The sequence below is a fragment of the Herbiconiux sp. 11R-BC genome, from assembly GCF_049472555.1.
GTDB lineage: Bacteria > Actinomycetota > Actinomycetes > Actinomycetales > Microbacteriaceae > Herbiconiux.
In genome coordinates, this window is the sequence record NZ_JBCEBO010000003.1 from 183,347 (window position 1) to 209,632 (window position 26,286).

Annotated in this window: 27 protein-coding genes and 2 pseudogenes; 14 read left to right on the forward strand and 15 right to left on the reverse strand. The window is 68.8% G+C overall.

Annotation, left to right across the window (positions count from 1 at the left end; genetic code table 11):
- Positions 1-6 precede the first annotated feature (6 nt).
- Positions 7-252: a preprotein translocase subunit SecG gene (gene secG / locus VD659_RS09310; RefSeq protein ID WP_137835694.1), complete on the forward strand. Its 246-nt coding sequence runs from the start codon at positions 7-9 to the stop codon at positions 250-252.
- A 3-nt stretch (positions 253-255) separates the two neighbouring features.
- On the forward strand, positions 256-618 hold the full coding sequence (locus VD659_RS09315) for an RNA polymerase-binding protein RbpA (protein ID WP_423260822.1): 363 nt from the start codon (positions 256-258) through the stop codon (positions 616-618).
- Positions 619-709: 91 nt separating this feature from the next.
- Here VD659_RS09315 and pgl read toward each other — a convergent pair whose 3' ends face one another.
- From pgl to tkt, 6 genes are read right to left on the reverse strand one after another with little or no spacing between them, the layout of a single operon-like run.
- Positions 710-1,480, reverse strand: coding sequence for a 6-phosphogluconolactonase (pgl, locus tag VD659_RS09320; protein ID WP_423260823.1), 771 nt, complete (start codon positions 1,478-1,480; stop codon positions 710-712).
- Between the two features lie 56 nt (positions 1,481-1,536).
- A complete protein-coding gene (locus tag VD659_RS09325) occupies positions 1,537-2,511 on the reverse strand; it encodes a glucose-6-phosphate dehydrogenase assembly protein OpcA (RefSeq protein ID WP_423260824.1) in 975 nt (324 codons plus the stop codon).
- Complete coding sequence (zwf, locus tag VD659_RS09330) at positions 2,508-4,049, reverse strand: glucose-6-phosphate dehydrogenase (RefSeq protein WP_137835690.1); 1,542 nt, start codon at positions 4,047-4,049, stop codon at positions 2,508-2,510. Before zwf ends, VD659_RS09325 begins: the two co-directional genes overlap by 4 nt.
- A gap of 21 nt (positions 4,050-4,070) precedes the next feature.
- A complete protein-coding gene (locus tag VD659_RS09335; protein ID WP_423260825.1) occupies positions 4,071-5,672 on the reverse strand; it encodes a glucose-6-phosphate isomerase in 1,602 nt (533 codons plus the stop codon).
- Positions 5,669-6,781 (reverse strand): transaldolase, encoded by a 1,113-nt coding sequence (gene tal, locus VD659_RS09340; protein WP_137835688.1) that lies wholly within the window; start codon positions 6,779-6,781, stop codon positions 5,669-5,671. Before tal ends, VD659_RS09335 begins: the two co-directional genes overlap by 4 nt.
- A gap of 35 nt (positions 6,782-6,816) precedes the next feature.
- On the reverse strand, positions 6,817-8,910 hold the full coding sequence (tkt, locus tag VD659_RS09345; protein ID WP_423260826.1) for a transketolase: 2,094 nt from the start codon (positions 8,908-8,910) through the stop codon (positions 6,817-6,819).
- 136 nt (positions 8,911-9,046) lie between these two features.
- On the opposite strand from tkt, the gene VD659_RS09350 reads away from it, so the two are divergent.
- The 7 genes from VD659_RS09350 (at position 9,047) to VD659_RS09380 (ending at position 15,193) form a co-directional block, all read left to right on the forward strand.
- Positions 9,047-9,976, forward strand: coding sequence for a heme o synthase (locus VD659_RS09350; RefSeq protein WP_423260827.1), 930 nt, complete (start codon positions 9,047-9,049; stop codon positions 9,974-9,976).
- A gap of 8 nt (positions 9,977-9,984) precedes the next feature.
- Complete coding sequence (locus VD659_RS09355) at positions 9,985-10,959, forward strand: COX15/CtaA family protein (RefSeq protein WP_423260828.1); 975 nt, start codon at positions 9,985-9,987, stop codon at positions 10,957-10,959.
- Positions 10,960-11,166: 207 nt separating this feature from the next.
- Positions 11,167-12,585: a Fe-S cluster assembly protein SufB gene (gene sufB / locus VD659_RS09360; RefSeq protein ID WP_137835684.1), complete on the forward strand. Its 1,419-nt coding sequence runs from the start codon at positions 11,167-11,169 to the stop codon at positions 12,583-12,585.
- Positions 12,586-13,764, forward strand: a complete 1,179-nt coding sequence (sufD, locus tag VD659_RS09365; protein ID WP_423260829.1) for a Fe-S cluster assembly protein SufD — start codon at positions 12,586-12,588, stop codon at positions 13,762-13,764. It begins immediately after the preceding gene.
- Positions 13,765-13,766: 2 nt separating this feature from the next.
- Positions 13,767-14,093 carry a non-heme iron oxygenase ferredoxin subunit gene (locus VD659_RS09370; RefSeq protein WP_137835682.1) on the forward strand — a complete coding sequence of 109 codons (327 nt, stop codon included), beginning with the start codon at positions 13,767-13,769 and terminating at the stop codon, positions 14,091-14,093.
- Between the two features lies 1 nt (position 14,094).
- A complete protein-coding gene (gene sufC / locus VD659_RS09375; RefSeq protein WP_137835681.1) occupies positions 14,095-14,859 on the forward strand; it encodes a Fe-S cluster assembly ATPase SufC in 765 nt (254 codons plus the stop codon).
- A gap of 4 nt (positions 14,860-14,863) precedes the next feature.
- Positions 14,864-15,193 (forward strand): metal-sulfur cluster assembly factor, encoded by a 330-nt coding sequence (locus tag VD659_RS09380; protein WP_137835680.1) that lies wholly within the window; start codon positions 14,864-14,866, stop codon positions 15,191-15,193.
- 96 nt (positions 15,194-15,289) lie between these two features.
- Here the strand turns inward: VD659_RS09380 and VD659_RS09385 are convergent, their stop codons facing one another.
- Positions 15,290-15,880, reverse strand: coding sequence for a biotin transporter BioY (locus VD659_RS09385; RefSeq protein WP_423260830.1), 591 nt, complete (start codon positions 15,878-15,880; stop codon positions 15,290-15,292).
- A 187-nt stretch (positions 15,881-16,067) separates the two neighbouring features.
- Between VD659_RS09385 and abc-f the strand changes: the two genes are divergently transcribed.
- The gene (abc-f, locus tag VD659_RS09390) at positions 16,068-17,666 is read left to right on the forward strand and encodes a ribosomal protection-like ABC-F family protein (RefSeq protein WP_423260831.1); all 1,599 of its coding nucleotides are present in this window, start codon (positions 16,068-16,070) and stop codon (positions 17,664-17,666) included.
- Positions 17,667-17,757: 91 nt separating this feature from the next.
- Here abc-f and VD659_RS09395 read toward each other — a convergent pair whose 3' ends face one another.
- From VD659_RS09395 to VD659_RS09405, 3 genes are read right to left on the reverse strand one after another with little or no spacing between them, the layout of a single operon-like run.
- Complete coding sequence (locus VD659_RS09395; protein WP_423260832.1) at positions 17,758-18,597, reverse strand: SURF1 family protein; 840 nt, start codon at positions 18,595-18,597, stop codon at positions 17,758-17,760.
- Entirely contained in the window at positions 18,594-18,824 is a 231-nt protein-coding gene (locus tag VD659_RS09400; RefSeq protein ID WP_423260833.1) for a hypothetical protein, read from the reverse strand. Before VD659_RS09400 ends, VD659_RS09395 begins: the two co-directional genes overlap by 4 nt.
- Positions 18,821-19,183: a DUF3099 domain-containing protein gene (locus VD659_RS09405; protein ID WP_423260834.1), complete on the reverse strand. Its 363-nt coding sequence runs from the start codon at positions 19,181-19,183 to the stop codon at positions 18,821-18,823. The genes VD659_RS09400 and VD659_RS09405 overlap by 4 nt, the downstream gene beginning before the upstream one ends.
- Before the next feature lie 83 nt (positions 19,184-19,266).
- Here VD659_RS09405 and VD659_RS09410 point away from each other — a divergent pair, with 83 nt between their 5' ends.
- Positions 19,267-19,986 (forward strand): beta-ketoacyl-ACP reductase, encoded by a 720-nt coding sequence (locus tag VD659_RS09410; protein WP_423260835.1) that lies wholly within the window; start codon positions 19,267-19,269, stop codon positions 19,984-19,986.
- Positions 19,987-20,080: 94 nt separating this feature from the next.
- Here the strand turns inward: VD659_RS09410 and serB are convergent, their stop codons facing one another.
- The 3 genes and pseudogenes from serB to VD659_RS09425 all read right to left on the reverse strand — a co-directional run.
- Positions 20,081-20,809 (reverse strand): phosphoserine phosphatase SerB, encoded by a 729-nt coding sequence (gene serB / locus VD659_RS09415; protein ID WP_423260836.1) that lies wholly within the window; start codon positions 20,807-20,809, stop codon positions 20,081-20,083.
- Positions 20,806-21,636: pseudogene (locus VD659_RS09420) on the reverse strand (sugar phosphate nucleotidyltransferase); the annotation flags it as partial. The pseudogene VD659_RS09420 and the gene serB, both read right to left, overlap by 4 nt.
- A gap of 31 nt (positions 21,637-21,667) precedes the next feature.
- Positions 21,668-21,997: pseudogene (locus VD659_RS09425) on the reverse strand (sugar phosphate nucleotidyltransferase); the annotation flags it as partial.
- A gap of 48 nt (positions 21,998-22,045) precedes the next feature.
- On the opposite strand from VD659_RS09425, the gene glgA reads away from it, so the two are divergent.
- The 3 genes from glgA to VD659_RS09440 all read left to right on the forward strand — a co-directional run bounded on the left by glgA (position 22,046) and on the right by VD659_RS09440 (position 24,434).
- Positions 22,046-23,236 carry a glycogen synthase gene (glgA, locus tag VD659_RS09430; RefSeq protein WP_423260837.1) on the forward strand — a complete coding sequence of 397 codons (1,191 nt, stop codon included), beginning with the start codon at positions 22,046-22,048 and terminating at the stop codon, positions 23,234-23,236.
- Positions 23,237-23,287: 51 nt separating this feature from the next.
- Entirely contained in the window at positions 23,288-24,070 is a 783-nt protein-coding gene (locus tag VD659_RS09435) for an ABC transporter ATP-binding protein (RefSeq protein ID WP_423260838.1), read from the forward strand.
- Positions 24,071-24,176: 106 nt separating this feature from the next.
- Entirely contained in the window at positions 24,177-24,434 is a 258-nt protein-coding gene (locus VD659_RS09440) for a type B 50S ribosomal protein L31 (protein WP_137835669.1), read from the forward strand.
- A gap of 87 nt (positions 24,435-24,521) precedes the next feature.
- On the opposite strand, the gene VD659_RS09445 is transcribed toward VD659_RS09440, so the two are convergent.
- Together VD659_RS09445 and VD659_RS09450 are read right to left on the reverse strand one after the other, a co-directional pair.
- On the reverse strand, positions 24,522-25,295 hold the full coding sequence (locus tag VD659_RS09445) for a HEAT repeat domain-containing protein (RefSeq protein ID WP_423260839.1): 774 nt from the start codon (positions 25,293-25,295) through the stop codon (positions 24,522-24,524).
- Positions 25,296-25,376: 81 nt separating this feature from the next.
- Positions 25,377-26,285 carry an exonuclease domain-containing protein gene (locus tag VD659_RS09450; RefSeq protein WP_423260841.1) on the reverse strand — a complete coding sequence of 303 codons (909 nt, stop codon included), beginning with the start codon at positions 26,283-26,285 and terminating at the stop codon, positions 25,377-25,379.
- Position 26,286 lies beyond the last annotated feature (1 nt).

Consider the following 26,286-nt stretch of genomic DNA (forward strand, 5'->3'; position numbering starts at 1 on the left):
CAAGCAGTGCAAATCCTTCAGGTCGTCCTCAATGTGGTTCTCGGCATCACGAGCCTCTTGTTGACTCTCCTCATCCTGCTCCACAAGGGGCGCGGCGGCGGTCTTTCCGACATGTTCGGCGGCGGCGTCACCTCCAACCTCGGCGCCTCGGGCGTCGCGGAACGCAACCTCAACCGCATCACGGTGATCCTCGGCCTGATCTGGGTGGGCAGCATCATCGTCCTCGGTCTACTGACGAAATTCGGAGTCTGAACTATGGCATCAGGAGGAAGTGCGATCCGCGGATCGCGCGTCGGCGCCGGCCCCATGGGCGAGCAGGATCGCGGTTTCCACGCGGAACGCATCCAGGTCTCGTACTGGGATGCGCTCGGCAACGAGACGGTGCGCTATTTCGCGGCGAACCTGCCCGACGAAGAGATCCCCGAGACGATCGACTGCCCCGCTTCGGGTCTGCCGGCCGGTCGCGACAAGGCGAATCCGCCGTCGGTGGCCAAGCTCGAGCCCTACAAGACGCACCTCGCCTACGTGAAGGAGCGCCGCACCGAGCAGGAGGCGGAGCAGCTTCTCGAAGACGCACTCCAGCAGCTCCGTGAGCGCCGGGGCACCGTCTCGTCCTGAGCCCAGCTCTTCGCTCTGATCACCCTTCTTCGCTGAAGACCGAAAGGGGAGGCCGCACGATGACGTGCGGCCTCCCCTTTCGGCGTTCCGGCTAGTACGACGGTGCGATGAGCGACTCCGGCACCTCGGCGGCCGCCTCGCGGTCGACGAAAAAGACCGTGCGCTTGCGGCCCTGAGCGCCCGCCACCGGCACCTCGTCGATGCTCGCGCCCGCGAGGGCGAGGCCGATGGCCGAGGCTTTGTCGGCCCCGGCGAGCACCATCCAGATGCGGTCGGCCGATTGGATGACCGGCAGTGTGAGGCTGAGCCGCTCCGGCGGAGGCTTCGGCGAGTTGCGCACCGGCACCACCGTCTTGTCGGTGATGCGGATCTCGTCGTGCCCCGGGAACAACGAGGCGATGTGCCCGTCGGGGCCCACGCCGAGGAACATGATGTCGAACCGCGGATACTCCGCTCCCTCGGGTGCCGCCTCGGCGAGCTCGCGCGCGTAGATCGCGGCGGCCTCGTCGAGGTCGGACACCTCGTCGGACGCGGGGAAGGCGTGCACCTTCGCCGGGTCGACCGGGATGTGGTCCAGCAGGGCCTCGCGGGCCTGCAGGTCGTTGCGGTCGGCATCCTGCTTCGGAACGAACCGCTCGTCGCCCCACCAGAAGTGGATGCGCGACCAGTCGATCGAGTGGGAAGCCGCCGACGAACGGATCGCCGCGAGCACCGCGCTGCCCATCGTCCCACCGGTCAGGACGATCGTGGCCTCGTCGAACTCGTCGAGGATGTCGATCACCTTGGTGATGAAACGGGCAGCCACGGAGCCGGCAAGGGACTCCTTGTCCGGGTGGACGAGGACTCGGCGATCAGTTGTCATAGGGCACACCTTCACACGCTCGATCCGGGCGCGCGACGGCGCTCGGATCCATGAATTCAGACCGCGTCGCGAACGCTGCCTTCGTTCGTCTCCAGCAACTCGACCAGGCCTTGGGAGATGACTTCACCATACAGGTCATCCGGGTCGAGTCGACGCAGCTCCTCGGCCAGGCAGTCGCGCAGGTTGCGGCGCGGCAGCGACAGGTCGTGGGTTGGCTGGTTGGGCTGGCTGAGGCGTGCCACGTTCGGCACCTCGCGAACCAGCTCGATCGGCCCGCTGTCGCGAGACAGGATGACGCCGTGGATGCCGCTCGAGCCCGTCGCGCGGGAGAGCAGGCCGTACTTCACCGGCACCTCCAGCTGGTGGCGCAGCCAGGCAGCCAGCAGCAGCGTCGAGGGGGAGTCGGATGCGCCCGACACCTCGATCGCCGTCACAGGCTCGTAGGGCGGCTGGTCGAGCACCGCGGCGAGCTGCGCACGCCAGAGCGTGAGCCGCGTCCAGGCGAAGTCGGTGTCGCCCGGGGCATACGTCTTCGAGCGGCGCAGCAGCGCCTCGTAGGGGTTCGCCTGGTTCGAGGAGTCGGTGATGCGACGGGTCGCGATGCGGCCGAGGCTCGAGGTGGAGACGTTCTCGGGCGCGACGCCCGGCCACCAGACCACGACGGGGGCATCCGACAGCAGGAGCCCGGTGACGAGTCCCTCCTGGTCGCTGGCCGCGGCGCCATAGGCGCGCAGCACGATGACCTCGCTCGCGCCGGCGTCGCCGCCCACGCGGATCTGAGCGTCGAGGCGAGCGCCCCGACCCGTGCTCAGGCCGTCGTTCTCCTGGTCGGTCGAGACCACGATGACGCGCATCGGGTGCTCGCGCGAGGCGTCGTTCGCCGCCTCGATGGCATCCTCTTCCTCACCGAGGGAGGTGACGATGACGAGGGTGAGCACACGGCCCAGGGCGACCGCGCCGCCCTCCTCACGGATCTTCACGAGAGATTTCGAGATCTTGCTCGTGGTGGTGTCCGGCAGATCGACGATCACGGGCGTCTCCAAGTTCTTCCGTCGCGGGCCAGCAGTTCGTCAGCCGAGTCCGGCCCCCAGGTTCCGGGGCGGTACTGCTCGGGCTGGCCGAGGGTGGTCCAGTATTCTTCGATCGGGTCGAGGATCTTCCAGGAGAGCTCGACCTCCTTCTGCCGGGGGAACAGCGGCGGGTCGCCGAGCAGCACGTCGAGGATGAGCCGCTCATAGGCCTCGGGGCTGGCCTCGGTGAACGCGTGGCCGTAGCCGAAGTCCATCGTCACATCGCGCACCTGCACGCCGGCGCCGGGAACCTTCGACCCGAAGCGGATCGTCACGCCCTCGTCGGGCTGCACCCGGATCACCAGGGCGTTCTGCCCGAGCTCCGAGGTCTGGCTCTCCGCGAACAGGTACTGCGGTGCGCGCTTGAACACGACGGCGATCTCGGTCACGCGGCGGCCGAGGCGCTTTCCGGCACGAAGGTAGAAGGGCACGCCCGCCCAGCGGCGGGTGCCGATGTCGAGCTTCACCGCGGCATAGGTCTCGGTGGTCGACTGCGGGTTCATGCCGTCTTCCTCGAGGAAGCCGAGCACCTTCTCGCCGCCCTGCCAGCCGCCCGCATACTGACCGCGCGCGGTCACCGTGCTGAGGTCGGCGGGCAGCTTGACCGCTGCGAGAACCTTCTCCTTCTCGGCGCGCAGGTCGGCGGCGTCGAAGGAGATCGGCTCCTCCATGGCGGTGAGCGCCAGGAGCTGGAGCAGGTGGTTCTGGATGACGTCGCGCGCCGCACCGATGCCGTCGTAGTAGCCGGCCCGGCCACCCACGCCGATGTCCTCGGCCATCGTGATCTGCACGTGGTCGACGTAGTTCGCGTTCCAGATGGGTTCGTACAGCTGGTTGGCGAAGCGGAGCGCCAGGATGTTCTGGACCGTCTCCTTGCCGAGGTAGTGGTCGATGCGGAACACCGAGTCGGGCGGGAACACCGATTCGACGACCTCGTTCAGCTCGATCGCCGTCTTGAGGTCGCTGCCGAAGGGCTTCTCGATGACGACACGGCGCCACCGGTCGTCTTTCTGGTCGGCGAGGCCCGAGCGGCGGAGCTGCTCCGTGACGAGCGGGAACGCCTTCGGCGGGATCGACAGGTAGAACGCGTAGTTCCCCATCGTTCCGCGCTCCCGGTCGAGCTCGTCGATCGTGTCCTTCAGCTGCTCGAAGGCCTTCTCGTCGTCGAACTCGCCCGACACGAATCGGATGCCCTCGGAGAGCTGGCGCCACACGTCCTCGTCGAACGGGGTGCGCGAGTGCTCCTTGACCGAGTCGTGCACGACCCGCTCGAAGTCCTGGTCCTCCCAGTCGCGGCGGGCGAAGCCGACGAGCGAGAACCCAGGCGGAAGCAGCCCTCGGCTGGCGAGGTCGTAGACGGCGGGCATCAGCTTCTTGCGCGACAGGTCACCGGTGACGCCGAAGATCACGAGGCCGCTGGGGCCTGCGATCCGGTTCAGCCGGCGGTCCGTCGGAAGCCGAAGCGGGTTGTACTCCGGTGTTATCTCCACGGGAGGCATTGAACTCCTTGTTTCAGTAGCTCAGCGCAGCGCGCTGAGAAGGCCCGGCACGGCGGAGACGCCGCTGAGGTTCAGGCGCAGCACGGGACGCCCGTGCTGTTCGAGAACCGTGGCGTCGCCGGCCGCTTGAGCTTGGATGAGCTGGCCGAAGGTGAACGGTCGATCGGGGATCTCGAGATCGGCGGATGCGTCGGCCGTGATCTGCAGGAACACCCCGTTCGCCGGGCCGCCCTTGTGGTACTGGCCCGTCGAGTGCAGGAACCGCGGCCCCCAGCCGAAGGTCACCGGCCGGCCGGAGCGCGCCGCGAGACGATCGCGGAACTCGGCGAGGCCGGAGAACTCCAGGCGGTCGACGTAGGCCATGATCGCCAGGTAGCCGTCGGAGGGCAGCGTGGCGAGGAGGGCGTCGACGGCACCGGTGAGGGTGTCGGTGCCGGCCACGACGGCGGCGGTGCCCCGCACCTCGACGCCCTCGGCCACGAAGGCCGGCGTCTCGGGGGAGGGGCGGTCGTCGAGCAGGCCGCGCGCGGCGGCCTTGGCCGACTCCACGTCGGGCTGGTCGAAGGGGTTGATGCCCAGAAGGCGCCCGGCGACCGCGACCGCGTACTCCCAGGTGAGGAGCATCGCGCCGAGAGAGCCGCTGATCAGCACCTCGCCCGGGTGCTTCTCGCGCAGGTGGAAGGCCCCGGCGTTGTCGACGAGCCGCACGATCTGCAGGTCGGGCAGACCCGCCGTGATCTCGGGGGAGTCGACCTCGAGCACGACCGGGAGCAGGCCCTTGCCGTCTTTGCCCGTCGATTCCGCGATGAGCTGTTCGGCCCAGTCGGCGAAGCCCACGATGTGCGTCCCGTCGGCCACGATCCCGGTCTTGTCGCGCAGCGGCGAGGTTCCGGCGAGGGCGGCGCCGAGGATGAGACCGAAGTTCTCGTCCCCGTCCTCGGCGAGGTTCAGCGAGATCGCCTCGGCCTCGTCGAGCAGTTCGCCGATGTCCGCGCCAGCGAGCCCCGACGGCACCAGGCCGAAAGCGGTGAGAGCCGAGTAGCGGCCTCCCACCTCGGGGTCGGCGAGGAAGGTGCGGTAGCCCGCATCCGTCGCCAGCTGCTCGAGCGGGGAGCCCGGGTCGGTCACGATCACGATGCGCGTCGCCGGGTCGATGCCCTCCGCGCGGAACGCGGCTTCGTAGGCGCGACGCTGGCTGTCGGTCTCGAGCGTTCCTCCCGACTTCGACGAGGCCACCAGCACGGTGCTCTCGAGTCGGTCGGCGAGGGCGGCGGCGATCTGCTCCGGCGCCGTCGAGTCGAGGATCGTGAGCTCGACGCCGGCCGTGCGGGTGATCACTTCGGGAGCGAGCGAGGAGCCGCCCATCCCGGCGAGGACGACGTGATCGACACCGGCTTCGAGGAGCTCGGCGCGGAGCGCCTCGACCTCGGCCACGAGTGGGCGCGAGACCGAGACGGCTTCCGTCCAGCCGAGACGCTTGGCCGCCTCCGGCTCGGCCGCCGCACCCCAGAGGGAGGGGTTCTCGGCGGTGATGCCGGATGCCACGAGATCGGCGACCAGCTGCGGAACGTGCGTCTCGACAGCCTTCTTCGCGTCACCCGAGGTGTGGATGGCGATCGTCATTTGGCAGCCTCGAGAGCGGCGGTCACCGTCTCGAGCAGCTCGTTCCACGAGACGATGAACTTCTCCACGCCCTCCTGCTCGAGGAGCTCGGTGACCTCGGCGTAGGAGATGCCGAGGGCGCCGATGGCGTCGAGCACCTTGTTGGCCTCCGCGTAGCTTCCGGCGATCGTGTTGCCGGTGATCACGCCGTGGTCGAAGGTCGCGTCGAGTGTCTTCTCGGGCATGGTGTTGACGACCTCGGGGGCAGCCAGCTCCACCACGTAGGTGGTGTCGGGCACGGCGGGGTCCTTCACACCGGTGGAGGCCCAGAGCGGGCGCTGCTTGTTGGCGCCGGCGCCCAGCAGGTAGCTGGCGCGCTCGGTGGCGAAGGCCTGCTCGTAGACCTCGTAGGCGAGCTGGGCGTTCGCGACGCCGGCCTTGCTCTTGAGGGCGAGGGCCTCGTCGGTGCCGATGGCCACCAGGCGCTTGTCGATCTCCGTGTCGACGCGCGACACGAAGAACGAGGCGACGGAGTGGATCTTCGACAGGTCGAGGCCGGCTTCCTTGGCCTTCTCGAGACCGGCGAGGTAGGCGTTGATGACGTCGCGGTAGCGCTCGAGCGAGAAGATCAGCGTCACGTTCACCGAGATGCCGGCACCGATGGTCTCGGTGATCGCCTCGAGGCCCTCGACGGTCGCGGGGATCTTGATCAGCACGTTCTCGCGGTCGACCTTGGCGTAGAGCGCCTTGGCCTGCTCGATGGTGCCCTGCGCGTCGTGCGCGAGGCCCGGCTCGACCTCGATCGAGACGCGGCCGTCGAAACCGGCGGTCGAGTCGTAGATCGGCTTGAAGATGTCGCTGGCCGCGGCCACGTCGTCGGTGGTGATCTCGAAGACGGCGGTGGTGACATCCGTGCCGGCCTTCGCGAGAACAGCGACCTGCTCGGCGTAGGACTCGCCGTTGGCGAGGGCCGCGGCGAAGATCGACGGGTTCGTGGTGACGCCCACGACGTTCTTCTCGGCGATCAGCTTCTGCAGGCCGCCCGACGAGATGCGGGAGCGCGACAGGTCGTCGAGCCAGATCGACACCCCGACGTCGGAGAGCTGCTGGGTGGGAGTTGCTTCGGTCATTTCGTCATTTCTCCTTGGTACGTGAAGTCTTCGGTTCAGAGCGCGGCGAGGCTGGTCTTGGCGGCCTCGACAGCGGCCTCGGTGGTGATGCCGAACTCGCGGAACAGGGTCTTGTAGTCGGCGGAGGCGCCGAAGTGCTCGATCGACACGCTGCGGCCGGCGTCGCCGACGTACTTGTGCCAGCCGAGCGACAGGCCGGCCTCGATCGACACGCGGGCCTTGACGGAGGCCGGGAGCACCGACTCCTTGTAGGCCTCGGGCTGCTCTTCGAACCACTCGAGCGACGGCGCCGACACGACGCGGGCGTTGATGCCCTCGCCGGCCAGGATGGCGCGGGCCTCGACGGCCAGCTGCACCTCGGAGCCGGTGGCGATGAAGATCACGTCGGGGGTGCCATTCGGCGCTTCGGCGAGAACGTAGGCGCCCTTGGCGGTGTTGGCGGCCGAGGCGAAGACCTCGCCGGCGGCGTCGCCCTCGCCGCGCTCGTACACCGGGATGTTCTGGCGGGTGAGCGCGATGGCGGCCGGGTTGTGGTGACGGCGGAGGATGGTCAGCCAGGCGTGGGCCACCTCGTTGGCGTCGGCGGGGCGCACGACGTCGAGGCCCGGGATCGCCCGGAGGGCCCAGAGCTGCTCGATCGGCTGGTGGGTCGGGCCGTCTTCGCCGAGCGCGACGGAGTCGTGCGTGTAGACGAAGATCGAGGGGACCTTCATCAGGGCGGCCAGACGCACCGCGGGGCGCATGTAGTCGCTGAAGATGAGGAAGGTGCCACCGAAGGGGCGGGTCTTGCCGTGCAGCACGATGCCGTTCAGGATCGAGCCCATGGCGTGCTCGCGGATGCCGAAGTGCAGGACGCGGCCGTAGGGGTTGCCCGTCCACTCGTGCGTCGAGTGCTCGGCCGGAACGAAGGATGCGGCCGACTCGATCGTGGTGTTGTTCGACTCGGCGAGATCGGCCGAGCCGCCCCAGAACTCGGGGAGCACCTCGGCGAGGGCGTTGATGACCTTGCCGGAGGAGGCGCGGGTCGAGACGTCCTTGCCGCCCTCGAACACGGGGAGGGCGGACTCGATGCCCTCGGGCAGCTCACCGGCCTCGAGCCGGTCGAGCAGGGCCTTCTTCTCGGGGTTGGCGGCCGCCCAGGCGTCGAAGCCCTTCTGCCACTCGGCCCGCTCGGCAGCGCCGCGCGCGATGGCGCCGCGGGTGTGCGCGATGACGTCGTCGTCGACCTGGAAGTGCTGCTCGGGGTCGAAGCCGAGCACCTCCTTGAGGCCCTTCAGCTCCTCGGCGCCGAGAGCGGAGCCGTGGATCTTGCCGGTGTTCTGCTTCTTCGGCGACGGCCATCCGATGATCGTCTTCAGGATGATCAGCGACGGCTTCGAGGTCTCGGCCTTGGCCGCCTCGATGGCTTCGTAGAGTGCCTGCACGTCTTCGACGTACTGGCCGGTCTTCTTCCAGTCGACCACCTGGACGTGCCAGTGATAGGCCTCGTATCGGGCCTTCACGTCTTCGGTGAAGGCGATGTTGGTGTCGTCCTCGATCGAGATCTGGTTCGAGTCGTAGATGGCGACGAGGTTGCCGAGCTGCTGGTGGCCGGCGAGCGAGGAGGCCTCGCTCGTGACGCCCTCTTCGAGGTCGCCGTCGCCCGCGATCACGTAGACATGGTGGTCGAAGGGGCTGGTGCCGGCTTCGGCCTCGGGGTCGAACAGACCGCGCTCGAAGCGCTGGGCGTAGGCGAAGCCCACGGCCGAGGCGAGGCCCTGGCCGAGCGGGCCGGTGGTGATCTCGACGCCCTTCGTGTGGCCGTACTCCGGGTGACCCGGGGTCAGCGAACCCCAGGTGCGGAGCGCCTTCAGGTCGTCGAGCTCGAGGCCGTAGCCGCCGAGGTAGAGCTGGATGTACTGCGTGAGCGAGGAGTGGCCCACCGAGAGGATGAAGCGGTCGCGACCGAGCCAGTCCTGGTCGCTCGGGTCTTTGCGCATGACCTTCTGGAACAGCAGGTAGGCGGCGGGGGCCAGGCTGATGGCCGTTCCCGGGTGCCCGTTACCGACCTTCTCGACGGCGTCCGCCGCGAGGATCTTGACTGTCGATACTGCCTTGTCGTCAATGGGTTCCCATTGGAATGTCGCCACGAGGTATTAGACCCTTCTCGGTTGCGGTCCGTGTCTACGGAGTCCTTCTCATCAATCATATCGACGCCGACGGAGGCCCCGGTCGCCATCGAATAGACTTAGCCGGGGATTCACCGACGGGCAGGTTAGAGGAGTAATGGACGTAGCGGTCGACGGCCGAGTGGACGAGCAGCGGATCCGCCCGATGGAGAAGGCGAAGGCGTATTTCGCCCTCACCAAGCCCCGGGTGATCGAGCTCCTCCTGGTCACCACCGTTCCGGTCATGATCCTGGCCGAGCGCGGCATCCCGAACCTCTGGCTCATCTTCGCCACGCTCGTGGGTGGCGCACTCAGCGCCGGCAGCGCGGGCGCGTTCAACTGCTACATCGACCGCGACATCGACCGCGTGATGAACCGCACCTCGAAGCGCCCCCTCGTCACCGGCGTGCTGAGCGACCGCGAAGCGCTGGTCTTCGCCTGGGTGGTCGGCGTCGTCTCCATCGTCTGGCTGGCCGTCTTCACCAACCTGCTGGCCGCCTCCCTCTCGCTGGCCGCCATCCTCATCTACGTGCTGCTCTACACGCTCGTGCTGAAGCGCCGCACCCCGCAGAACATCGTCTGGGGCGGCATCGCGGGCTGCATGCCGGTGCTGATCGGCTGGGCGGCCGTCACGAACTCGCTGTCGTGGGAGGCGCTCATCCTCTTCGGCATCATCTTCCTCTGGACGCCGCCGCACTACTGGCCGCTCTCGATGAAGTACCGCGCCGACTACAAGACCGCCGGCGTGCCGATGCTCGCCGTGGTGCGCGGCCGCGTGGTGGTGGGCCTGCAGATCGTGCTCTACGCCTGGGCGATGGTGGCGTGCTCGCTGCTGCTCATCCCGGTGGGGCACATGGGCCTCATCTACTCGGCCACGGCGATCGCCGCGGGAGCCTGGTTCCTCTACGAGTCGCACCGCCTCTACAGCCGGTCGATCCGCGACCTGTCGGTCAAGCCGATGCGCGTCTTCCACGGCTCGATCACCTACCTCACGCTCATCTTCCTGGCAGTGGCGATCGACCCGCTCGTCACCCTCTTCCCCCTCTAGGCCTCCTCGTGCAGACCCCTTTCGGCTGGCTCGCCGACCGCGTCACCCTCACGCCCCGCGCGCTGCGCTGGGGCTCCACGGCCGCGCTCGTCGTGAGCATCCTCATCATCGTCACGGGCGGCGTCGTGCGCGTCACCGGCTCCGGACTCGGCTGCCCCACCTGGCCCACCTGCGACGGCACCTCCCTCACCACCACCGCCGCGCTCGGCATCCACGGCTTCATCGAGTTCACCAACCGGGCCCTCACGGGCGTTCTCATCCTGGCCGTGGGCTGGGCGATCGTCGCCGCCCGCCTGCAGAAGCCGCGCGAGCGCAGCATGACGCGGCTCGCCTGGTCGCAGTTCTGGCTCGTCGTCGCCAACGCCGTCGCCGGGGGAGTGACCGTCAACACCGGCCTCAACCCCTGGGTGGTCGCGATGCACTTCGTGCTCGCCGTGGCCCTGCTGACCACCACCACGCTCACCTGGCACCGGGCCCATCGCGGGCAACCCGCCACCGTCGTCCTCCCGCGCGCCGTCGGACCGATGGCCTGGGTGCTCGTGGCCGTCACCGCGGTGCTCATCGTGGCGGGCACGCTCGTCACGGGAACCGGCCCGCACGCCGGAGACTCCGCCGACGTGCCCCGGATGCCCTTCCAGTGGGCGGGCGTCACGGTGCTGCACGGCGTGCTGGGCGCACTGACCCTCGTTCTCGGCATCGCGCTCTACGCCGCGCTGCTGCGGGTACCGGATGCGTCACTCGCGCGCCGCCGGGCCCTCACCTTCGTCGTGGTCGTCGTCGCCCAGGCGGCGATCGGGCTCGCCCAGGCTCTGCTCGGCCTCCCGGAGTGGCTCGTGGTGCTGCACCTGCTCGGCTCAGCGCTCGTCTGGGTGGGCGCGCTCCGGGTGCTGCTGGACGTGCATCCGGGTCTCTTCGCGGGCGCACGGGGCCCTTCGGACGTTCCCGTGCGGATCCCGGCCCCGGAAGTGGATTCGCGCCTATAGAATCGATGGTGAGGATCGCGCGATGATCGCGGGATCCCATCGTCCGCCGATTCCCTGCCGGCACGGCCGTGGCCCGTGAACGCACCGGGATCGATGTCGCGGACACCACACAATCCACCCTGAGTCGCCGATCGACATCCGCTTCGATGCGACGATGGAATGTCGGAGACCACCGGCGGGTTGTCCACAGCAGGAAGGGAGTCAGTCATGTCAGACGTCCTCATCGACCGACCGGAACTCGAGAACCTGGGGGTGTACGAGTTCGGCTGGTCCGACTCCGACGCCGCAGGGGCCTCCGCGAAACGCGGGATCAACGAAGCGGTCGTGGCCAACATCTCCGCGCTCAAGAGCGAACCGGAGTGGATGCTCAAGACGCGACTGAAGGCCCTCCAGATCTTCGGACGCAAGCCCATGCCCACCTGGGGCGCCGACCTCTCGGGCATCGACTTCGACAACATCAAGTACTTCGTGCGCTCCACGGAGAAGCAGGCCCAGACCTGGGACGACCTGCCCGACGACATCAAGAACACCTACGAGAAGCTCGGGATCCCCGAGGCGGAGCGCCAGCGGCTCGTCTCCGGCGTGGCCGCGCAGTACGAGTCGGAGGTGGTCTACCACCAGATCCGCGAAGACCTCGAGGCCCAGGGCGTCATCTTCATGGACACCGACACGGCCCTGCGCGAGCACCCCGAGTTCTTCACCGAGTACTTCGGCACCGTCATCCCCTCCGGCGACAACAAGTTCGCCGCACTCAACACGGCCGTCTGGTCGGGCGGATCGTTCGTCTACGTGCCGCCCGGCGTGCACGTCGAGATCCCGCTGCAGGCCTACTTCCGCATCAACACCGAGAACATGGGTCAGTTCGAGCGCACGCTGATCATCGCCGACGAGGGCTCGTACGTGCACTACATCGAGGGCTGCACGGCGCCGATCTACAAGAGCGACTCGCTGCACTCGGCCGTGGTGGAGATCATCGTGAAGAAGAACGCCCGCGTTCGCTACACGACCATCCAGAACTGGTCGAACAACGTCTACAACCTCGTCACCAAGCGGGCCATCGCGCACGAGGGCGCGACGATGGAGTGGATCGACGGCAACATCGGCTCCAAGGTGACGATGAAGTACCCGTCGATCTACCTGGTCGGCGAGCACGCCAAGGGCGAGACGCTCTCGGTGGCCTTCGCGGGCCCCGGCCAGCACCAGGACGCCGGCGCCAAGATGATCCACATGGCGCCCTACACGCAGTCGTCGATCGTCTCGAAGTCGATCGCGCGCGGCGGCGGGCGAGCCGGCTACCGCGGCGAGGTGCGGATGGCGGAGAACGCGCACCACTCGGCCAACACGGTGCGCTGCGACGCCCTGCTGGTGGACACGATCTCGCGCTCCGACACCTACCCGGCCATCGACATCCGGGTCGACGACGTGCAGCTCGGCCACGAGGCCACGGTGTCGAAGGTCTCGGAGGAGCAGCTCTTCTACCTCATGTCGCGCGGACTCCCCGAAGACGAAGCGATGGCGATGATCGTGCGCGGCTTCATCGAGCCGATCGCCCGCGAGCTCCCGATGGAGTACGCACTCGAACTCAACAAGCTCATCGAGATGGGCATGGAAGGCTCCGTAGGCTAGATGGCACCCGACAGCACAGCAACCGCCGAGGTCGTCACGTCGACCGCGACGGCGTTCGTTCCCGTCCAGACCCGGTCGGAGCGACCCTCCTCGACCTCCGTCGAGGACTTCGAGGCCGTGACCGGCCGCGAGTTCGAGTGGAAGTTCATCCCGCTCGACAAGGTCAAGCACCTCATCGACGGCGAGCTCGACGGCTCGCCCGTGGCGTTCACCTACTCGGAGTCGGCCGGCACCGCCGTGGAATGGGTCGACCGCACCCACGCCTCGGTGGGCTCGGCGGGCATCCCCGAGGACCGCGCCTCCGCCAACGCCTGGTCGAGCGTCGAGAAGGTGCTGCACGTCACCGTCTCCGGCGAGGAGTCGGCCGAGCTCGTCATCCGCCGCGACCGCTTCGGAACGGCGCCGCGGGCCGCGCACCTCGTGATCGAGGCGACGGCGAACGCGCACGGCACCGTCATCCTGGAGCACTACGGCGAGGCGAACCTCACCGAGAACGTCGAGATCGTGCTCGGCGACGGCGCGCAGCTCACCGTCGTGACCGTGCAGGAGTGGGACGACACCGCCCTGCACCTCTCGAGCCACTTCGCGCGGGTGGGTCGCGACGCCACCCTCCGGCACGTGATCGTGTCGCTCGGCGGCGACGTCGTGCGGGTCAACCCCGCCATCCACCTCGTGGAGCAGAACGCGTCGACGGATGCGTTCGGCCTCTACTTCGCCGACGCCGGCCAGTACTTCGAGCAGCGCCCCTACATCGACCACGTGGCCGCCAACACGCGCAGCCGGGTCAACTACAAGGGCGCGCTGCAGGGCCAGGGCGCACACACCGTGTGGGTCGGCGACGTGCTCATCGGACCGCACGCCGACGGCACCGACAGCTACGAGCAGAACCGCAACCTGGTGCTGAGCGAAGGGCCGCGCGCCGACAGCATCCCGAACCTCGAGATCGAGACGGGGAACATCGTGGGCGCGGGCCATGCCTCGTCGACCGGACGTTTCGACGACGAGCAGCTGTTCTACCTGCAGTCGCGCGGAATCAGCGAGGAGGAGGCCCGCCGGCTCGTCGTGCGCGGCTTCCTGGCCGAGATCATCCAGCAGATCGGTTCGCCCGCACTGGAGGCCCGCCTCAGCGAGTCGATCGAGGCCGAGCTCCTGCGGGCCCAGGCTGCCGGGGTGCGCTAGCGATGGCGGAGAAGGTCTGCGCGTTCGACGACGTGCCCGTGAACCAGGCGTTGCGCGTGGTGGTGGGCGGCGTCGCCATCGCCCTGGTGAAGGACAGCGCAGGGGAGTGCCACGCCATCGGCGACACCTGCACCCATGGCGACATCTCGCTCGCCGAGGGCTTCGTGGAAGACGACACGCTCGAATGCTGGGCGCACGGCTCCAAATTCTCGCTCGAGACCGGCAAGCCGCTCACGCTGCCCGCCTACGAGCCCGTTCCCGTCTTCGAGATCCAGGTGATCGACGGGGACATCTACATCGACCCGACCGTGACGAAAGTGATTGATTAGCATGTCTGTTCTGACCATCGAAGACCTCCAGGTGAGCGTCGAGACCGAGCAGGGGACCAAGCAGATCCTGCGCGGCGTCGACCTCACGGTGGGCGAGGGCGAGACCCACGCCATCATGGGCCCGAACGGCTCCGGCAAGTCGACGCTCGCCTACGCGATCGCCGGTCACCCGAAGTACCACGTCGAGGGCGGCTCCGTGAAGCTCGACGGCGTCGAGATGCTCGACAAGACCGTCGACGAGCGCGCCCGCGCCGGGCTGTTCCTCGCGATGCAGTACCCCGTGGAGATCCCGGGCGTCTCGGTGTCGAACTTCCTGCGCACCGCCAAGACCGCGATCGACGGCGAGGCGCCGGCCATCCGCGGCTGGATCAAAGACCTCGACGCCTCGATGAAGGCGCTGCGCATGGACAAGTCGTTCCGGGAGCGCAACGTCAACGAGGGCTTCTCGGGCGGCGAGAAGAAGCGCAACGAGATCCTCCAGCTCGAGCTGCTGAAGCCCAAGTTCGCGGTGCTCGACGAGACCGACTCGGGCCTGGACGTCGACGCGCTGAAGATCGTGTCGGAGGGCGTGAACCGAGCCAAGGAGAACACCGGGCTCGGCATCCTGCTCATCACGCACTACAACCGCATCCTGCGCTACGTGAAGCCCGACTTCGTGCACGTCTTCGTCGCCGGCCGCGTGGCCGAGCAGGGCGGCCCCGAGCTCGCGGTGCGGCTCGAGAACGAGGGATACGATCGCTTTCTTGCCGGCGCGATCGTAGAATAACGAAATGGTCACGACACTGGAACCTCAGCTCTTCGACCAGGTCGAAGAGGCGCTGAAAGACGTGATGGACCCGGAGCTCGGCGTGAACATCGTCGACCTCGGTCTCATCTACGACCTCGGCTGGGACGCCGAGCAAGACGCGCTCGTCATCAGCATGACGCTCACGAGCGCGGGTTGCCCCCTCACGGACGTGCTCGAGGAGCAGACCGCCGAGGCGCTCGACGGCGTCGTCGAGCAGTTCCGCATCAACTGGGTGTGGATGCCACCGTGGGGCCCCGACAAGATCACCGATGACGGCCGCGACATGATGCGGGCCCTCGGCTTCAGCATCTAGCCTCCCGCGCCGCACGTCGTACGCCCACAAGTCGCAGATGGCCCCTGACCGAACCGGTTAGGGGCCATTTGCGACTTCTCGACGGGGTGCCGGAGGTTACTTCTTGAAGCGGTCGGTGAGCTTCCAGGCGAGCGGGATGACACCCGCGGCGACGAGGGCCTTGATGACGCCGCCGATGATGAAGGGGTACAGGCCGGCCTGCAGCGTCTGCTGGAGGTCGAGACCGAGTGCGACGGCGAGCCAGGGGAGGCCGATCGCGAAGGTGACGCCGGTGCCGGCCATGAACGACACGAAGGCGCCGATCACGCGACGGTCCCACTGGCGCTGCGCGAGCCATCCGGTGAGGCCTGCGGCGAAGATGAAGCCGACGATGTAGCCGCCGGTCGGGCCCGCGACGACGTGCCAGCCGGAGGAGGCCTCCGTGAACCACGGCACGCCCACCACGCCGAGCAGGGCGTAGACCACCATCGCGAGAGAGCCGCGCACGGCGCCGAGGGTGCTCCCGACCAGCAGCACCGCGAGGGTCTGGCCCGTGATCGGCACCGGCTGGAGCGGGATGACGACCTGCGCGAGCAGGCCGGTGAAGGCGGCGCCGCCGACGACCAACAGTGCGTCGCTCACGAGGCTGCGGCTGATCAGCCGATCGGCGAGGGTGGGGCGGCCAGCGGCCAGGGACAGGGTGGACATGCGGTGTCTCCTTCTCGGTGCGACATCGGGGCGGAGCGATCGCGAGGCCGACGAAGCCGGCGCCGGACGCACGGCGATTGCGCGGACAGCGAGCAGCGGTCAGCCGCCGGTGTCCCTGGAAATATACTAGAAGGCACCTCCCCCTCAAGCCTGTTGTGGAAACGCAACGAAAGAATTGGATATCCCTGTGCTCAGCGTTACAGACCTGGCGATCCGGGTCGGCGCCCGCACCCTCATGGAAGACGTCTCCTTCCGTGTCGGCAGCGGCGACAAGGTCGGCCTCGTGGGCCGCAACGGCGCGGGGAAGACCACGCTCACCAAGGTGCTCGCGGGCGACCTCCAGCCCTCCGGCGGAACGGTGAACCGCACCGGCGAACTCGGCTACCTCCCGCAGGACCCGCGCTCGGGCGACCCCGAGGAGCTCGCGCGCACGCGCATCCTGAACGCCCGGGGTCTCGGCTCGCTGCTGGAGGGCATGACGGAGTCGTCACTCGCGATGGCTTCGAGCGACCCCAAGGTCAGCGCGGCCGCCATGAAGAAGTACGGCAACCTCACCGAGCGCTTCGACGCGCTCGGCGGGTACGCGGCCGAGGCCGAAGCGGCGTCGATCGCGTCGAACCTGAGCCTGCCCGACCGCATCCTCGACCAGCCGCTGAAGACCCTCTCGGGCGGTCAGCGCCGCCGCATCGAGCTCGCGCGCATCCTGTTCTCGGATGCCGAGACGCTCATCCTCGACGAGCCCACCAACCACCTCGACGCCGACTCGGTGGTCTGGCTGCGCGATTTCCTGAAGACCTACAACGGCGGCTTCATCGTGATCAGCCACGACATCGAGCTCGTGGGCGAGACGGTCAACCGGGTGTTCTACCTGGACGCGAACCGCCAGGTCATCGACGTCTACAACATGAACTGGCGCAACTACCTCAAGCAGCGCGAGGCCGACGAGGAGCGCCGCAAGAAGGAGCGCGTCAACGTCGAGAAGAAGGCGACGCAGCTGCAGATGCAGGCCGCGCGCTTCGGGGCCAAGGCCTCGAAGGCCGCCGCCGCCCACCAGATGGTGGCCCGCGCGGAGAAGATGCTCTCCGGTCTCGAGGAGGTGCGCGAGGTCGACCGCGTGGCGAAACTGCGCTTCCCGACGCCCGCCGCCTGCGGCCGCACGCCGCTCATGGCCTCGAACCTCTCGAAGAGCTACGGGTCGCTCGAGATCTTCACCGCCGTCGACCTCGCGATCGACCGCGGCTCGAAGGTGGTCATCCTAGGGCTGAACGGCGCCGGCAAGACCACGCTGCTGCGCATCCTCGGCGGCGTCGACAAGCCCGACACCGGGCAGCTCGAGCCCGGCCACGGCCTGCGCATCGGCTACTACGCCCAGGAGCACGAGACCATCGACGTGAATCGTTCGGTGCTCGAGAACATGGTCTCGGCCTCACCGAACCTCACCGAGACCGAGGCGCGGCGCGTGCTCGGCTCGTTCCTGTTCACGGGCGACGACGGGCACAAGCGCGCGGGCGTGCTCTCCGGCGGCGAGAAGACGCGCCTGGCCCTGGCGATGATCGTGGTGTCGGGCGCCAACGTGCTGCTGCTCGACGAACCCACGAACAACCTCGATCCGGCCAGCCGCGAGGAGATCCTGGATGCGCTGGCCCACTACGAGGGCGCCGTGGTTCTCGTGAGCCACGACGAGGGGGCCGTCGAGGCGCTCAACCCCGAGCGCGTGCTCATTCTGCCCGACGGGGTCGAAGACCACTGGAACAAGGACTACGCCGACCTGATCTCGCTGGCCTGACGCTCCCGCCTCCACCCACCTCTGGGCGAATCGCCACAAACCGCCCTACCGGGCGCATCTTGGGGCGCTTTTTGGCGAGTCGCGAGGAGGGTCAACGAGTGCGGTCGATGATCTCGTCCTCGATCTCGGCGTCGGTCTTCTTGGCCAGACGCTTGCGCTCGCGCTCGGCGGCGCGCTCCTGCTCCTCGGGGTCGTCCTCGTTGACGCGGCGGAACTCCTGCCGCACGACGTAGCCGAGGCCCACGAAGGCGAGCACGCCGAAGGCGATCCACTGGAACGTGTACGAGAGGTGGGCGCCCTCGTCGGGCACCGGTTTCGGCATCGCCGTGGGCCGTTCGGCGGGAGCCGGGTCTTCCGAAGCCAGCAGACCGTAGGCGGCCGTGTACGTCGGCAGCCCCACCTGCGCGGCGAGCACCGGGAGCTCGATCGTCGCGATCTGCCCGGCGACCGCGCCGCGGTTGTCGAGATGGGGCTCGCCGGCCTTCAAGCGTGCGACGACCGTGACAGTGCCGGTGGGGGCGGCGGGGATGGTGTCCGGGACATCCTGCTGCTGGCCGGTCGGCACCCAGCCGCGGTCGACGATGAAGACGTCGCCGTTGGCGAGCTGGAAGGGCACCAGCACGTCGAAGCCGACGTCTCCACCGAGCGGGCGGTTGCGCACGAGCGTCTGCTGGTCGACGAGATAGTGACCCGTCATCGAGACGGTGAGCCACTCCTGCGACGGGTCGTAGGAGTCGAGCTGCGGGAGAGCCTGGGAGAGGGCGGTGGGCTCGGCGTCGAAGTTCGTGGCGACGCGGTTGATCTCGGCCACGGCCTCGTCGCGGCGCGCGAGCTGCCACATGGCCAGGAGAACACAGATGATCGCGAACACGATGGTGAGCGCGAGGTAGCCGGCCCAGCGGCGGCTGAGCACGAAACGCCAGCCGTTCATGCCTCGACCGCTCCCGCCGCCGCGAGGGGTGCGACCTGCACCGGGAAGTCGCGCGCGCCGAGGAACTCCCGCAGGTAGTCGACGTGCTCGTCGCAGGCGAGCCAGACCTTCCGGCGCTCCTCGCTGTGGATCTTGGGGTTGCGCCACTCGATGCGCCAGGTCGCGCCTTCGCGGCATCCGGCGCGCGAGCACTCCTCGGCGCCCGGCTCGAGGCCCAGCCCGATCACGATCGGGGCTCCGGCCCGCCGGACGTCCCGGAGGCGTGGGGCTCGCTCGCACCGGCGCCCGGGGCCTCGGTGCCGACGCCCTGCGGCGGAATCGGGTTGCGGTACACCTCGATCGCCGTCGGCCGCTCGGCCCGGCTCACCCAGGAGGTGCCCACGTTCGCGAGCACCACCGCGAAGTACGGCAGCAGGATGGCGCCGATCGCGAGCAGCACCACGGCCCACCACACGTGCACGAAGAGCACCAGAACCAGGCACGCGAGGCGCACGCCCATCACGATGAGGTACTTGATCATGCGCTTGCGCCGCTCGTCGTCGGGCGACTGCGGAAGACTCGTGAGGGACTGCTTCGGACTCTTCATGATTCCCCCTTAGCCTACGCTCCGGAATCTGCTCCTAAGCTGGTACAGCTCGACCATCGCACCGACGTTAGGAACACCCCGCCGTGACCACTCCGACCACTCCCCGCACCGTTCTCATCACCGGCGGAAACCGCGGGATCGGCTATGCCCTCGCCGAGGAGTTCGTGGCACAGGGCCACCGGGTGGCGGTCACGGCACGCTCCGGCGCGGGCCCCGCGGGCACCCTCACCGTGATCGCCGACGTGACGGATGCCGCCTCCATCGATTCCGCGTTCGACGAGGTCGAGAAGGAGCTCGGCCCGGTCGAGGTCGTCGTGGCGAACGCCGGCATCACCCGCGACATGCTGCTGCTGCGCATGTCGGAGGACGACTTCACGAGCGTGATCGACACGAACCTCACCGGCGCCTTCCGCGTGGTGAAGCGGGCGTCGAAAGGGATGCTCAAGGCCCGCTTCGGCCGCATCGTGCTGATCTCGAGCGTGGTCGGCCTCTACGGCTCCGCCGGGCAGGTCAACTACAGCGCCTCGAAGAGCGCCCTCGTGGGCTTCGCGCGCTCGATCTCACGCGAGCTCGGCGCCCGTGGCATCACCGCGAACGTCGTGGCACCCGGCTTCATCGAGACCGACATGACCGCCGAGCTGCCCGAGGCGCAGCAGGCGGAGTACAAGAAGAGCATCCCGGCCGGCCGCTACGGCTCGGCCCAGGAGGTCGCCAAGGCCGTGGCCTGGCTCGCCTCCGACGACGCCGCTTACATCACCGGCGCGGTCATCCCCGTCGACGGCGGACTGGGCATGGGGCACTAGGCACGGAACCGACGGCGGGTCGGAGTCGGTGTCTCTCCCCGGCTTCGGTTGCTGCGCAAAGGCGCCGGAGAGGGGAACCGACTCCGACCCGCCGTCATCCCCTGAGGCCGAGGAGGGGGAGGAGGGCGCTGAGGTCGCGGTCGTTGAGGGCGAGGTCGGCGCTCGTGCGGACGACGGGGCGGGCGTCGAAGGCCACCGAGAGACCGGCGATCTCCATCATGCGGAGGTCGTTGGCACCGTCGCCGACTGCGACCGTGCGGGAGAGCGGAACGCCGGCGGATGCGGCCCACTCGGTGAGCGCATCCGCTTTGCTCTGCGGGTCGACGATGGGGCCGGAGACCGAGCCGGTGAGCACGCCGTCGGCCACGCCGAGCCGGTTGGCGCGCCAGAAGTCGAGGCCGAGCGACTCCGCGAGCGGGTCGAGGATCTCGTGGAAGCCCCCGGAGACGACGCCGACGAGCGAGCCGGAGGCGTGCAGCCCCGCGATCATCTCGGGCACGCCCCGGGTGACCTCGACGGCCGCCCGCACCTCCTCGAACACCGAGTCCGGCAGCCCGGCGAGCGTCGCGACCCGCTCGCGCAGACTCTCGGCGAAATCGATCTCGCCGCTCATGGCGCGCTCGGTGATGCCGGCGACGAGCGCGTGGGAACCCGCGGCATCCGCGAGCATCTCGATGACCTCGTTCTCGATCAGGGTCGAATCGACGTCGAGCACGACGAGGAAGCGAGCGGATGCGTCGCCCGGGGCGACCGGGCCGCGCGTCTCACCGGCAGACGGCCGGCTCGCGGGAAGGGACTCGTGAGCCAGCACTTCTTCTGTCATGGAACGACGCGTACTCCCTTGCCGACGACCGTGATGCCCGAGTCGGTGACCGTGAATCCCCGCTCCCGGTCGCGGTCGGGGTCGACGCCCACCTGGGCGCCCGCGGTCACGACGACGTTCTTGTCCAGGATAGCCCGGCGCACCACGGCATCCGGTTCGATGCGCACCCGGTCGAAGAGCACCGACTGCTGCACGAGGGCCCCGGAGTCGACCGTTGTCCACGGGCCCAGCACGCTGTCCTCGACGCGCGCGCCCGAGATCAGGCAGCCGAGCGACACGATCGACTCCACCGTCACGCCCGCGTTGCCGCGGCTGTCGCGCACGAACTTCGCCGGCGGCGAGTTGAGCTGCTGCGTGTAGATGGGCCAGTTCTCGTTGTAGAGGTTGAACACCGGCAGCGCCGAGATGAGGTCTTGATGAGCGTCGTAGAACGAGTCGATGGTTCCCACGTCGCGCCAGTAGTAGCGGTCGCGGTCGGTGGACCCCGGCACCTCGTTGCGCTTGAGGTCGTAGACCGCCGCGTTGCCGGCTGCCACGAAGGCCGGGATGATGTCGCCGCCCATGTCGTGGCTCGACTCCGGCCGCTCGCCGTCGCGGATGACGGCGTCGATCAGCTGGTCGGCGTCGAAGATGTAGTTACCCATGGAGGCGAGCACCTCGTGCGGGGAGTCGGCGAGACCGAGGGCGTCTTTCGGCTTCTCGAGGAACTCCGTGATGACGGTCGGGTCGTCGGCCGAGGTCTGGATGATGCCGAACTGGTCGGAGAGCTCGATCGGCTGGCGGATGGCCGCCACGGTGGCGCCCTTGCCCGAGGCGATGTGCGCCYRSRWYRTCKGGYYKMWSKYCRYGSRKKAGRYTGAGCGACTGCAGGATGGCGTCGGCCGAGCCGCTGAACCAGCGCTTGCCGAGGCGCTGCTGCGCGGGCACCGAGGCGATGTAGGAGTTGAGCAGTCCGTCGAGGTGCCAGGTCTGCGAGACGTGCCGGTCGAGTGAGTGCGACTTGTACTGCGTGAGCACGACGATCTGCCGCAGTCCCGAGTTGACGAGGTTCGAGAGCGCGAAGTCGATGAGACGGTAGCCGCCTCCGAAAGGAACGCCGGGCTTGGCCCGATCGGCCGTGAGGGGCATGAGTCGCTTGCCCTCACCTCCGGCCAGAACGATGCCGAAGATCTTCTTTGATGCAGCCATACCCCTAACCATAATGAGCTTTGCCGCGGGGAGTACTACCGTTCAACTATGCGAGTAGATGTGATTTCCCGTGAGTATCCGCCCGAGGTCTACGGAGGCGCGGGAGTTCACGTCGCCGAGCTCGTGAAGGAGCTCCGCCACCACCTCGACGTCACCGTGCGATGCTTCGGCGCGCCGCGCACGGAAGACGGCGTCTTCGCCTACGGTGTGCCCGCCGAGCTCGCCGGCGCGAACCCCAGCCTCACCACGCTGGGAACGGATCTGCAGATCGCCCAGGCGATCGACGCCTCCGGAACCGAGCTGGTGCACTCCCACACCTGGTACGCCAACGCCGCCGGCCGGCTCGCCGCGCTGCTGCACGGCGTGCCGCACGTCGTCACCGCGCACTCGCTGGAACCGCTGCGCCCCTGGAAGGCCGAACAGCTCGGCGGCGGCTACCGCGTGTCGTCGTGGATCGAACGGGACGCCTTCGAGTCGGCCGATGCGGTCATCGCCGTCAGCGACGGGATGCGCCGCGACATCCTGCGTTCCTACCCCTCCCTCGACGAGTCGAAGGTGAGCGTGGTCTACAACGGCATCGACCTCGAGAAGTGGAAGCCCCACTACGACGAGAGCGTGCTGCAGGCGCACGGCATCGACAGCACCCGGCCGACCGTGGTGTTCGTCGGCCGCATCACCCGCCAGAAGGGCCTGCCCTATCTGCTGCGCGCGATCGCGCTGCTGCCGGAGGACGTGCAGGTGGTGCTCTGCGCCGGCGCCCCCGACACGCCCGCCATCCTCGACGAGGTGAGCTCGGCGGTGCGCACCCTGCAGGAGACGCGCGGCGGCATCGTCTGGATCGCCGACATCCTGCCCCAGCCGGAGCTCGCCGCCGTGCTGACGGCCGCCACCGTGTTCGTGTGCCCGTCGGTCTACGAGCCGCTCGGCATCGTGAATCTCGAGGCCATGGCCTGCGGGCTGCCCGTCGTGGGAACGGCGACCGGCGGCATCCCCGAGGTCGTCGACGACGGGGTGACCGGCCTGCTGGTGCCCATCGACCAGCTCCAGGACGGTACGGGCACCCCGACCGACCCGGATCGCTTCGTGCTCGACCTGGCCGACGCACTCACCCGGGTGGTGAGCGACCCGGTACTCGCGGCGCGCATGGGTGAGGCGGGCCGGGCTCGCGCCGAAGCCGAATTCAGCTGGTCGCGCATCGCCCTGCAGACCGCCGACATCTACCGATCCCTGGTGCGTTGACACCCCGGCCAGGTGCCTCGGGAGTCAGCGGGGTTCGTTAGTCTTATCTCCATGCCCACTGTGCTCGATCTCGAAGACGTTTCGGTTGTCCGCGATGGAAATCGCATCCTGAGCGGACTGGATTGGAAAGTCGACGGCGATCAGCGCTGGGTGGTGCTCGGCCCGAACGGCGCCGGCAAGACGACGCTGCTGCAGATCGCCTCGGCGATGAACCATCCCTCCAGCGGCACGGTGCATGTTCTGGACGGCAAGCTCGGCGAGGTCGACCTGTTCGAGTTGCGGCCTCGCGTGGGCTTCGCCTCGAGCGCGATGGCCCGCCGCTTCCCGGCGAACGAGACGGTGCTGAACGTCGTTCTCACGGCCGCCTATTCGGTGACCGGGCGCTGGAACGAGAGCTACGAGGACATCGACCTCCGTCGCGCGCAGCGGGTGCTCGCGGAGTGGAAGCTCGACCACCTCTCCGAGCGGCTCTTCGGCTCGCTCAGCGACGGCGAGCAGAAGCGCGTGCAGATCGCGCGCTCGGTGATGACCGACCCCGAGCTGCTGCTGCTCGACGAGCCGGCCGCCAGCCTCGATCTCGGCGCCCGCGAGGAGCTGCTGCAGCTGCTCGGCGGCTACGCGAGCGCCCCCGAGGCGCCCGCGATCGTGATGGTGACGCACCACGTCGAGGAGATCCCGCGCGGCTTCACCCACGCGATGCTGCTCAACAAGGGCGGCGTCGTGGCGAGCGGAGAGATCGGGGGCGTGCTCACCGCCGAGAACCTCGAGACGACCTTCGGCCTGCCGATTACCCTGGTCGAAGAAGACGGCCGGTATTCCGCGCGCGCCGCGTGAGTCGCTTCCTGGAACCAGCCCGGCAAACCTGGTAGGCTATGTAGCTGGCCCGCTCTGTCCGGGCGAAGATTTGAACTCCCTCCAGCCGTGAACCAAGGACACAACTATGAAGTCTGACACCCACCCCGAGTACGCACCGGTCGTCTTCCGCGACCTCGCCTCCGGCGCGACCTTCCTCACCCGTTCGACCGTGTCGAGCTCGAAGACGATCGAGTGGGAAGACGGAAACTCCTACCCGGTCATCGACGTCGAGATCTCGTCGGAGTCGCACCCGTTCTACACCGGCAAGCAGCGCATCCTCGACTCGGCCGGCCGCGTCGAGAAGTTCAACAGCCGCTACAAGGGCTTCGGCGGCAGCAAGTAGTCTCTGCCCCCACCTCAAGAACCCCGTCGACTCCGGTCGGCGGGGTTCTTCTTGTCTCCGCTCCCGGTACCGCCGCCAGGAACGGTCTCAGAAGCGGGAGGCCAGATCGGCGGCGCGTTGCGGGCCGGCTCGCACGAGACGCGTCTTTCGAAGGTTCTCGCGCACGATCCACTCGAGGTCCCGATCGCCGGAACGCACCATCCCTTCGAGCAGGTCGAATCCCTCCTCCGGCGCGCCCACGAGCACCACGCTCCAGGCGTAGCCGAGGGCCTGCCGGAGCACCCGGATGCCCTCCTGCCGCCGCTCCTCGCCCGGCACCCGCTCCAGCAGCTCGGTGACCCGGCGCAGAACGGCCTGGCCGCGTCGCGCCTCCGACGCCGTCTTCACGAGCCGCGGCTCCGCCACACCGGCCACCACCGCGCGCAGCACGAGCAGCTCCGCCTCGGTCACTCTCGGCTCCCGCTCGACGTCGGAGGTCCACCGATCGACGAGCGACCAGAAGCGGGCCGGCTGAGCGTCGCCGAGGCGCTGCAAGGCCATGGCGGCGCCCTCGCGCACTCTCCAGCGCGCGTCGGTGGCACGCATCCGGAGTTCGTCCTCGAGCGCCACAGCGCCGCCGAATGTCTCGGGCGCCGCAGCGAGCAGACGGCCGAGGCCGATCACGCCGCACAGGGCCGTGAACTCGTCGTCGCTGCCGGCGAAGGAACGCAGGGCAGCGGCGTCGGCGGCGTCGGCGACCGCCTGGGCGAGCTCGAGGTTCGCCCGCGGCCCCGGCAGCCCGGAGTGGGCGGCGAGATAGGAAGGCCATTCCACCGGGGCGAGGTTCTGCAGGGCGGTGAGGTGGGCTGTACGAGCGGTCACCCCTCCAGTGTGACTCGACCGGTCTCCGTCTCGCAGGACCTTCGTCTCTCCGCCGGCCGCCGCGGCGTGCGGCGGCAGGACTCAGGCCGGGCGAGCCGCCTCGGGCCAGCCGCGACGCGCGGTGAACGAGGGGTCGCGCACGCGGCGCATGTAGTCCTCGAAGGAGTCGCACTGCGCCTCGTGCCACTCGGCCTGCGCCCGGTGCAGGTCATGCGCCGAGAGGTCGAGCTCCGAGGCGTAACGGATGCCCAGGGCCTGCGCCATGAGACCGGCCGCGATGGCGTCGGCGCCGGCGTCGTGCGCATCCGTGAGGGCGACGCCGTAGAACGCGGCGGACACCTCGAGGGTGCGCTTGCCCTTCCGGTAGCGGTCGATCTGCTTGTCGATGACGAGCGGGTCGATCACGGGCGCGGGGGAGACGAGCGGCGGGATGCCGTGGCGCACCGCCTCGCGGGCGAGCAGCGTGATGTCGTAAGGGGCGTTGTAGACCACGAGCGCGTTCTCGGCGCCGAGCGCGCGCCGCAGCTCGCCGACGATCTCGCCCACGACCTCCGCGGCCGGGCGCCCCTCGGCTCGAGCGCGCTCGGTGGTGACGCCGTGCACGGCGGTGGCCTGTTCCGGAATCTCGACGCCGGGGTCGGCCAGCCAGTCACGGCGGTGAACCACGACGCCCTTCGCGTCGAGCCAGGAGATGTTGGCGGTGACGATGCGGCTGGTCTCCACGTCGATGCCCGTGGTCTCGAGGTCGAAGACGACGAGGCGCTCGGCCCAGGCCGGCAGGGCGCCGGACCCGTCGGCCCCCGCGAAGACCATCGGCGCATCGGACTCGGGCACCGAAGCGGTCTCCAGGGCGATCACGCCGACCGGCGCCTGCACGGCGACGGGCACGATGACGTCGGCGGCCGGAGCCGCGGTCACCGCGGCCTCGACGACCGCGGCCTCGTCGGCGAGCTCGGCGAGCTCGAACAGCGACAACTGGGTGTCGGTCATG

What these genes read in the sequence shown, in the direction of transcription:
- VD659_RS09315 (WP_423260822.1), top strand. Translation starts at nt 256, where the DNA reads ATGGCATCAGGAGGAAGTGCGATCCGCGGATCGCGCGTCGGCGCCGGC.
- pgl (WP_423260823.1), bottom strand. Translation starts at nt 1,480, where the DNA reads ATGACAACTGATCGCCGAGTCCTCGTCCACCCGGACAAGGAGTCCCTT.
- zwf (WP_137835690.1), bottom strand. Translation starts at nt 4,049, where the DNA reads ATGCCTCCCGTGGAGATAACACCGGAGTACAACCCGCTTCGGCTTCCG.
- VD659_RS09335 (WP_423260825.1), bottom strand. Translation starts at nt 5,672, where the DNA reads ATGACGATCGCCATCCACACCTCGGGTGACGCGAAGAAGGCTGTCGAG.
- tal (WP_137835688.1), bottom strand. Translation starts at nt 6,781, where the DNA reads ATGACCGAAGCAACTCCCACCCAGCAGCTCTCCGACGTCGGGGTGTCG.
- VD659_RS09350 (WP_423260827.1), top strand. Translation starts at nt 9,047, where the DNA reads ATGGACGTAGCGGTCGACGGCCGAGTGGACGAGCAGCGGATCCGCCCG.
- sufB (WP_137835684.1), top strand. Translation starts at nt 11,167, where the DNA reads ATGTCAGACGTCCTCATCGACCGACCGGAACTCGAGAACCTGGGGGTG.
- sufD (WP_423260829.1), top strand. Translation starts at nt 12,586, where the DNA reads ATGGCACCCGACAGCACAGCAACCGCCGAGGTCGTCACGTCGACCGCG.
- VD659_RS09370 (WP_137835682.1), top strand. Translation starts at nt 13,767, where the DNA reads ATGGCGGAGAAGGTCTGCGCGTTCGACGACGTGCCCGTGAACCAGGCG.
- sufC (WP_137835681.1), top strand. Translation starts at nt 14,095, where the DNA reads ATGTCTGTTCTGACCATCGAAGACCTCCAGGTGAGCGTCGAGACCGAG.
- VD659_RS09380 (WP_137835680.1), top strand. Translation starts at nt 14,864, where the DNA reads ATGGTCACGACACTGGAACCTCAGCTCTTCGACCAGGTCGAAGAGGCG.
- VD659_RS09385 (WP_423260830.1), bottom strand. Translation starts at nt 15,880, where the DNA reads ATGTCCACCCTGTCCCTGGCCGCTGGCCGCCCCACCCTCGCCGATCGG.
- VD659_RS09395 (WP_423260832.1), bottom strand. Translation starts at nt 18,597, where the DNA reads ATGAACGGCTGGCGTTTCGTGCTCAGCCGCCGCTGGGCCGGCTACCTC.
- VD659_RS09405 (WP_423260834.1), bottom strand. Translation starts at nt 19,183, where the DNA reads ATGAAGAGTCCGAAGCAGTCCCTCACGAGTCTTCCGCAGTCGCCCGAC.
- serB (WP_423260836.1), bottom strand. Translation starts at nt 20,809, where the DNA reads ATGACAGAAGAAGTGCTGGCTCACGAGTCCCTTCCCGCGAGCCGGCCG.
- glgA (WP_423260837.1), top strand. Translation starts at nt 22,046, where the DNA reads ATGCGAGTAGATGTGATTTCCCGTGAGTATCCGCCCGAGGTCTACGGA.
- VD659_RS09435 (WP_423260838.1), top strand. Translation starts at nt 23,288, where the DNA reads ATGCCCACTGTGCTCGATCTCGAAGACGTTTCGGTTGTCCGCGATGGA.
- VD659_RS09440 (WP_137835669.1), top strand. Translation starts at nt 24,177, where the DNA reads ATGAAGTCTGACACCCACCCCGAGTACGCACCGGTCGTCTTCCGCGAC.
- VD659_RS09450 (WP_423260841.1), bottom strand. Translation starts at nt 26,285, where the DNA reads ATGACCGACACCCAGTTGTCGCTGTTCGAGCTCGCCGAGCTCGCCGAC.